The following is a 7,415-nucleotide window of genomic DNA, read 5'->3' on the forward strand; positions in this document are numbered from 1 at the left end:
CTTAACTCGCGAGCCCTGTCTCACTCCGATAGGCCCAGCTTCCGGGCAACGGCCCCCAGCACCTCGCCAATCGGCTCGGTGATCAAGAGGTCAGCCCGGTTATCATACGCAGTGGACGAGGCGTTGATCAGCACCGTCCGTTCGCCGCGGAAATAGGTGACCAGGTGCGCTGCGGGCTGCACGGTCAGCGAGGTCCCGCCGATCACCAGCAAATCGGCACTGGCAATCGCCGTTACTGTGTCCTGGATGACCTGATCATTCAGACTCTCTCCATACAGCACCACATCCGGCTTGATGATACCGCCGCAGTTGCAGTACGGCACGACGTCTTCGCTGTCCATGACATCCTTTAACATATAGGTACGGCCGCACTCCATGCAGGTATTGCGGTGCACCGATCCGTGCAGCTCCAGTACGCGTCGGCTGCCCGCCTGTTGATGGAGCCCGTCGATATTTTGCGTCACCACGGCGCTTAGCTTCCCTGCTCGCTCCAGCTCCGCCAAGCAGCGGTGTGCGGCGTTGGGCTGAGCTTCCGGATGGAGCATTTTCGTCTTATAGAAATCGAAAAATACGTCCGGATGCCGATCGAAGAACCTCCGGCTCAAAATCTCCTCCGGTGGATAAGGCGACGCATTCTCCATCTGATAAATGCCGGCTGCCGAACGAAAGTCAGGAATTCCGCTTTCGGTGGATACTCCAGCCCCTCCGAAGAAGACGATGTTTGAACTCTCCTCCATCCATGCTGCCAACGTGTCGATCTCTTTGCTCATCCGCTTTGAACCTCCTATGGATGTATCGTCAACTCACGATAATTGGATATTATGACGTCCGCGTCCCGTAAATAAACCACTGCATCCTGGGCTTCTTCGCCATACTCCTCCGCCACGCCGATATTCATCACGACGCCAGCACGCTTCCCCATTTGCATATCGGCGTTACTGTCGCCAATAACCACCGCTTCACCGGGCGAAAGCCCCAGCTCACGGCAGGCGAGCAGCGCCATGTCCGGCCCAGGCTTGCCTCGGGCGACGCGATCTCGGCCGACCACACTGGTAAAGGCATCTCGGATGCCAAGCCATTCCAGATGCTCGAGCGCCTCCGAGGTCGAGTCGGAGGTGACCACCGCCAGCTTGACTCCCGCCTCTCGGCAACTCTGGACAAAGTCGCGCAGCCCGGGCAACGGCACCGCTTCCCGCCGCCGCTTAAGCTCCGCCATGGCCGCACTATTTAATTCGCGAACCGCCGTGATCGCTTCATTCCAGGGCAGGCCTGCGGCATACAACGTCGAGGCCAGCAGCGCGATAATCTCTTCTTCCGTCCCCATGGCAACCGGACCAGTTTTGTCGTAACCGATCACCCGGTTCCGCTCATCCGTTTGAAGGCCAAGCAGCGTGGATTTGTTGAACCCGCCCTGAGAGCCCAACTCGGCCAGCTTCCGCTCCATCAGATCGGTTAACACCGCGGCCCAGCTGCCCCATAGCCCCATAAAATTCAACAGCGTTCCATCTTTATCGAATAAAATGGCCTTGCAAGCAGCTTGTTGCCCGCGTACTTCGATCGTGGCCATCCTCGCTCCCCCTTCCGCAACATTGTCCTTATTATACCATTTTCACAGATGTGGGCTGCGTCGACTCTAACAATACATCTCTTTCATTCCTATGATTTAATAGGGATCTTTTGGTGTTTTCTTAAAATTTTAGATAAATCCGTTTCAACATGGAAATCCGTGGTAAATAAAACATACGTACTCCAAAATAAAATCCAAGGAGGGATTCGATGGCACGAAGCCAAAGCAAGATGACCCGGGAAGAAGCCGGACGTCTGGGAGGACTGGCCACGGCCAAAAACCACGGCAAAGCCTTTTATAAGCAAATCGGGCAAAAAGGCGGCGAAGCGACCTCGAAAACCCACAACCGCGAATTTTATCAGGAAATCGGTCAAAAGGGCGGCGAGGCGACATCCCAGAAGCACGATAAAGGCTTTTACCGGGAAATCGGCCGTAAAGGCGGGATCGCTCGCAGCAAACCTGGAATTCAAGCGTAAGTCATAAGAAATCTCCGGACCCCCCGGAGATTCTCTTTGTTTTCATAGAACCGATCCGCTCCTGTCCCATGCTTTTTCCTGTGATCGATAACTAGAAAATCATAACCACTTGTGATAGACTTTAGAGAAAACCTTTAGCGGTGTAAAGCTCCAAAACTATAATGAATTATGGGGGGATCGGAGATCATGCCAGCCAAGAAAATGCGTTCTGATATGATCAAAAAAGGCTTCGACCGTGCGCCGCACCGCAGCTTGCTGCGTGCTGCAGGCGTGAAGGAAGAAGATTTCGGCAAACCGTTTATCGCGGTCTGCAACTCTTATATCGATATCGTGCCTGGGCACGTGCACTTACAAGAGTTCGGTAAAATCGTGAAGGAGGCAATCCGCGAAGCGGGCGGCGTTCCGTTTGAATTCAATACCATTGGCGTAGACGACGGGATCGCGATGGGGCACATCGGGATGCGTTATTCCCTGCCAAGCCGGGAAATCATCGCCGACTCGCTTGAAACCGTGGTTTCGGCTCACTGGTTCGATGGAATGGTCTGCATTCCGAACTGCGACAAAATTACGCCAGGGATGATGATGGGTGCTTTGCGTGTGAATATCCCGACGGTCTTCGTCAGCGGCGGCCCAATGAAAGCCGGCGTCGACAGCAAAGGACGCAGATTGTCCTTGACTTCCGTCTTTGAAGGCGTGGGTGCCCACCAAGCTGGACAAATCAGCGACAAGGACTTGCTCGAACTGGAACAATACGGCTGTCCGACCTGCGGTTCGTGTTCCGGCATGTTCACGGCCAACTCGATGAACTGTCTGGCCGAAGCGCTGGGCTTGGCATTGCCAGGGAACGGCACGATCCTTGCTGTAGCCGAAGAACGCCGTGATTTCGTCCGGAAGTCGGCACAACAGCTGATGAAGCTGATCGAAATGGATCTGAAACCACGTGACATCGTAACAAAAGAATCGATCGACAACGCCTTTGCGCTCGATATGGCGATGGGCGGCTCCACGAACACCGTTCTCCATACACTCGCTTTGGCTCAAGAAGCAGGGATCGATTACCCGTTGGAACGGATTAATGAAGTGGCAAACCGGGTGCCGCATATTGCGAAGCTGGCTCCGGCCTCCGATATCTTCATCGAGGACGTACATCGGGCTGGCGGCGTCAGCGCTGTGCTCAACGAGCTGTTGAAGAAGCCGGGAGCGATCTTCGGTGATCAAATCACCGTTACCGGCAAGACGCTGGCAGAGAACGTTGCCGGATGCGAAATCCTCGACCATAACGTCATCCGTCCGATCGACAATCCGCATTCCGAGAAAGGCGGTTTGGCTATTCTATATGGTAACCTGGCGCCGGAGGGCTCGGTGATCAAGGTAGGAGCTGTTGACCCTTCGGTTGGCGGATACCATAAAGGTCCGGCCATCTGCTTTGACTCGCAGGAAGAAGCGCTCGAAGGGATCGCAAACGGCAAAGTCAAAGAAGGTTGCGTTGTTGTCATCCGTTATGAAGGACCTAAGGGTGGTCCAGGTATGCCGGAAATGCTGGCTCCAACATCGCAGATCGTCGGCATGGGTCTGGGCGCGAAGGTTGGTCTGATTACCGACGGACGCTTCTCCGGCGCTTCCCGCGGGATCAGTATCGGTCATATCTCACCAGAGGCTGCTGAAGGCGGTCCAATCGCTTTCGTGGAAGACGGCGACATCATCGAGCTTGACTTGAATAACCGCAAAATCGAGCTGCATGTCAGCGATGAAGAGCTTGCACGTCGCAAAGCAAATTGGAAAGGCTTTGAGCCAAAGGTGAAAACCGGTTATTTGGCCCGTTACTCCAAACTGGTCACCAACGCCAGCTCCGGCGGCGTAATGAAAATTTAACGAGCCTAACTCAAAAGGCCGTACCCGAATCATATTCGATTCGGATACGGCCTTTTTTTCTTACTAAAATAATTGATCAGAACGATTAACGCGTAGGCAAGGATACGCTAAGCAAAGACTCCTCTTCCACGGCTTCCGGCTTCTCATCAACCGTATGATTGCTGCGATGCGAGCCGTTCTCGGCGAATCGTTCCAACAGCACATCCATCGGCATCACGATCATCTTCGGTACCAGCTCTTGAGGTTGCTCTTTTAATCTCGAGGTACCGGCAGGGTGAATAACACTCATTAATAATTTCAAATAGATCTTCGTCGAGCTGGCAAACCAGCCCTTCGGCAAATCTGTAATGATAAACCCAAATTGCTCCGGCCCCCGGTTAATCATGCTGACCCCATATAGCGCCTTAACTTCTTTTAGCTCAGGATGCTCAATCACATATTTCGCAAAGAGAGGTAACGTCTTCTCCACTTTACGAATCATTTGAATCGCCAAATGCACGCTTGTTCTGGCGCGAGTTCCATACTCGAACAATTTTTTGTTGTCAAAATGAAGCTCCATCACCTGATCCCCGGATTGTAAGGTCTTCCCATTGTTCATTTCCACCGGCTCTCCGTGATAGGACCGGACTCGAAAATGAAGGAATGGATCCTCCGGTTCGGGAGTTTTCAATTGAAAAAGGATGTGGAAGATCTTCTCCCATACGAGCCATAAGGCTACGATACATCGCTTGAACCAGGTAATCTTCACTGGCGTTCTCCCCTTCGGTGTTGCAGTTTCAACCTGTTTGCCTTGAAGCTTGGCCTCTTCCGTCACCTGAATTAGTTCATCAATGCGGATGCTTCGCAATCCGCGGCGATCCGCTTCCTTCAACACCCGCTCGAGCGCGATCAGCATTTCCGCCGGCGCTCCGGTGTTCGCTCCTAGGGTAGCACCACAGTCGTGCAGGAGAAAGACCTCGCCGCCTCGCAGCTTCTTCAACATCCGCTCCGTTAATCGGTCAGCGCCGACCTTGACCCGCCAATCGCCGAACATTGCCGACCACAACACGATCTGCGTTTTGCCGCGGTTCGCAAAATCAAACAAGTTGACAATGCCCCACGGCGGACGATAATAATGAGAATTGAAGCCCGTCACGTCATAGATAATCTGATTCGTCTTCTGAATCTGCTTCTTAACAGCTGACGGCCCCATAAGCCAATTGGTCTTGTGCACATAATTGTGCGATCCGATCAAATGACCTTCCTCGTACATCCGTTTAATCAATTCGGGGTGTTTCTCCGCATTGGAACCAACGAGGAAAAACGTTGCTTTCGCTCCGTGGCGCTTGAGCAAATCAAGCAACTGTGGAGTATATTTCGGATCAGGACCATCGTCGAATGTCAGCGCGAACGCCTTCTCGCTGATCCCGCGCTTGAATACGCGAAAACCGAAAATCCGAGTGATCAATCCGGGTATAAAAGCGTACAGCGTAGAGATATAAAGTAACCATAGCAGCAAAGTCTCCATATGCTTTCCCCACTTTTCTATGATCAATGACTTTGGCATGCTCCGTGAAAAGCATAGCATCTACACTATTTTATCACAGACATCTTCAGATTAGGCGCATTTTTTTGGGGAAAGCATAGGAAATCGGTCAACCTTCCGCAGCCAGAATATCCATCGTTCGCCGGAACATTTCAGCGGCCAGATGCTTGGATCCTTCGGGCCGGTTTTGAACGAGGACGGCGACGGCATACTTGGGTTGATGGATCGGTCCGTAACCGATAAACCATTGATGATTCAACTGCTTCTGATTCTTCACAACCTCGGCAGTTCCAGATTTTCCAGCCAACGGCCAGTTGGCTTGCTGCACGGTTCGCCCCGTGCCGTCTGTGACTACCAACCTCATCATGGACAACAGTCGTTGGGCCGTTTGCGGCGTAATTTGTCCAGCAGAGGAGGGCGAAGCTTGTACCGGTAATGCGGAGAGCAGCGAACCGTCCTTATAACGGATCTCGCTGACTAAGCGGGGCGCCATCACCTGCCCGCCGTGGAGCAATGTAACTACCAAATTGGCTGCTTGCAACGGGGATACCAGCACGTCCCGTTGGCCAATTGCAGTCTGCGCCCGCACCCCGCCATCCGCCGCAGCCAGATTGCTAAACACCGCACCGGCTTCTTCCTGATCCAACGGTCGCAAGGAATCTCCGCCAAGGAAGGACGGGTCATGCCAGCTCACGGAACGCCCTAGCCCAAGCTTGGCGGCTGTCCGGGCGATTGCCTCCGCGCTCAGCCGTTCGCCCAGGGTGGCAAACACCACGTTACACGAGTGGGCAAAGCCTTCTTCCAACGTAAGATCTCCATGTCCACCTTCCTTCCAGCATGACAAGCCGTATTTTCCGTAATGCCCGCTGCAGTGGAACACCTCCCCAGGTACCGTCACTTTCTCTTCCAGCGCAGCCGCCGCAATGACCGTCTTAAAAATCGAACCCGGCACACTGGACTTAACCGCCTTATTACTCCAGTTGTCTGCTGATGGATTCACGTGGTGCGGATCGTAGAAAGGCAGGGATACCATCGAGACGATATCAGCGGTTTTGGCGTCCAGCACGACCACTGCTCCATCCGTCACGTTCATCTCCTTCGCTAACCCCTCGATCTTTTGCTGGAGGGTGTCATCCACTGTCGTTTGGATTTGCAGCGGATAATACCGGCTAGACTCCGCATTTACCCGCGTCCCCATCCCTGCCAAGGGATCCTTTCGGCCATCAACCGTGTAGGCCGCTCTGACACCGCCAATTCCACGGAGCAAGTTGTCCAGCGTCTTCTCTAACCCCGAAGCTCCAACCTGCAGCGTTAACGCGAAGTTCGGTTGGTGCTTTTCTTCTCGCAGCTTACGAATCACATCCGGCCGTTGCGTCACGAAGCCAAGCCACTGATTCCCTCGTTCCCCCGGCCCGTAGCGCGTCATATACGGCAGCACCTCCAGCCCTTCGAGACGAGGCAAAGTCCGGGCTGTTTCTTCATTGAGCCGAAGTGGCTCTCCAGGCTCACCCCCAGGTTTGGGCCAAACGTAGGGCCGCTCCAGCTGTTCCCACTTTTTTTGGAGTTCGGGAATCGTTGTCCCCAAGGCGGCCGCGAGACCGGTAAGCTGATCAGCTGCGGGTAACTGGCGTATAGGGAACAATATCGGAGTCCAACCGATTTCCCCTGTCAGCATCTTTCCGTTACGATCCAAAATATGACCTCGCCCCGGATCCAACTCAATACTTTCTTCGCGTTGCCGAACTGCAAGTTCGTTGATCGTCTTACCGCTTACGGTCACTGCCTTAAACGCTGAAGCCACTTGAATCCAAGCGATTCGCAGCGCAAATAGGGCCAACACTGCCGCAAAAGACAGTAATAGATAAAAGATCCGTTTTTTGCGCAATAACGACATCGTTCGCCCTCCATTCTGTTCCCATTATTTCCTGGGAAAAGTCGGGCTAAACTAGATAGGCTGTTGCGGCCAATAGAAACC

6 protein-coding genes are annotated in these 7,415 nt (G+C 53.5%); 2 read left to right on the plus strand and 4 right to left on the minus strand.

Annotated elements, in window-relative coordinates; genetic code table 11:
- Positions 1-20: 20 nt before the first annotated feature.
- Together PBA01S_RS10385 and PBA01S_RS10390 are read right to left on the minus strand one after the other, a co-directional pair.
- The gene (locus PBA01S_RS10385) at positions 21-770 is read right to left on the minus strand and encodes an NAD-dependent protein deacylase (RefSeq protein WP_028538912.1); all 750 of its coding nucleotides are present in this window, start codon (positions 768-770) and stop codon (positions 21-23) included.
- A gap of 14 nt (positions 771-784) precedes the next feature.
- A complete protein-coding gene (locus PBA01S_RS10390; RefSeq protein WP_085278082.1) occupies positions 785-1,567 on the minus strand; it encodes an HAD family hydrolase in 783 nt (260 codons plus the stop codon).
- A gap of 209 nt (positions 1,568-1,776) precedes the next feature.
- Between PBA01S_RS10390 and PBA01S_RS10395 the strand changes: the two genes are divergently transcribed.
- Both PBA01S_RS10395 and ilvD read left to right on the plus strand, forming a co-directional pair.
- Positions 1,777-2,043 (plus strand): KGG domain-containing protein, encoded by a 267-nt coding sequence (locus PBA01S_RS10395; protein ID WP_016311202.1) that lies wholly within the window; start codon positions 1,777-1,779, stop codon positions 2,041-2,043.
- Positions 2,044-2,229: 186 nt separating this feature from the next.
- Positions 2,230-3,915, plus strand: a complete 1,686-nt coding sequence (gene ilvD, locus PBA01S_RS10400; RefSeq protein WP_016311201.1) for a dihydroxy-acid dehydratase — start codon at positions 2,230-2,232, stop codon at positions 3,913-3,915.
- 85 nt (positions 3,916-4,000) lie between these two features.
- Here ilvD and PBA01S_RS10405 read toward each other — a convergent pair whose 3' ends face one another.
- Both PBA01S_RS10405 and PBA01S_RS10410 read right to left on the minus strand, forming a co-directional pair.
- Positions 4,001-5,422, minus strand: a complete 1,422-nt coding sequence (locus PBA01S_RS10405) for a polysaccharide deacetylase family protein (protein WP_164744141.1) — start codon at positions 5,420-5,422, stop codon at positions 4,001-4,003.
- 127 nt (positions 5,423-5,549) lie between these two features.
- Positions 5,550-7,334 carry a peptidoglycan D,D-transpeptidase FtsI family protein gene (locus tag PBA01S_RS10410; RefSeq protein WP_028538914.1) on the minus strand — a complete coding sequence of 595 codons (1,785 nt, stop codon included), beginning with the start codon at positions 7,332-7,334 and terminating at the stop codon, positions 5,550-5,552.
- Positions 7,335-7,415 lie beyond the last annotated feature (81 nt).

It is taken from the genome of Paenibacillus barengoltzii NBRC 101215 (genome assembly GCF_004000745.1).
In the GTDB taxonomy this organism is placed as follows: domain Bacteria; phylum Bacillota; class Bacilli; order Paenibacillales; family Paenibacillaceae; genus Fontibacillus; species Fontibacillus barengoltzii.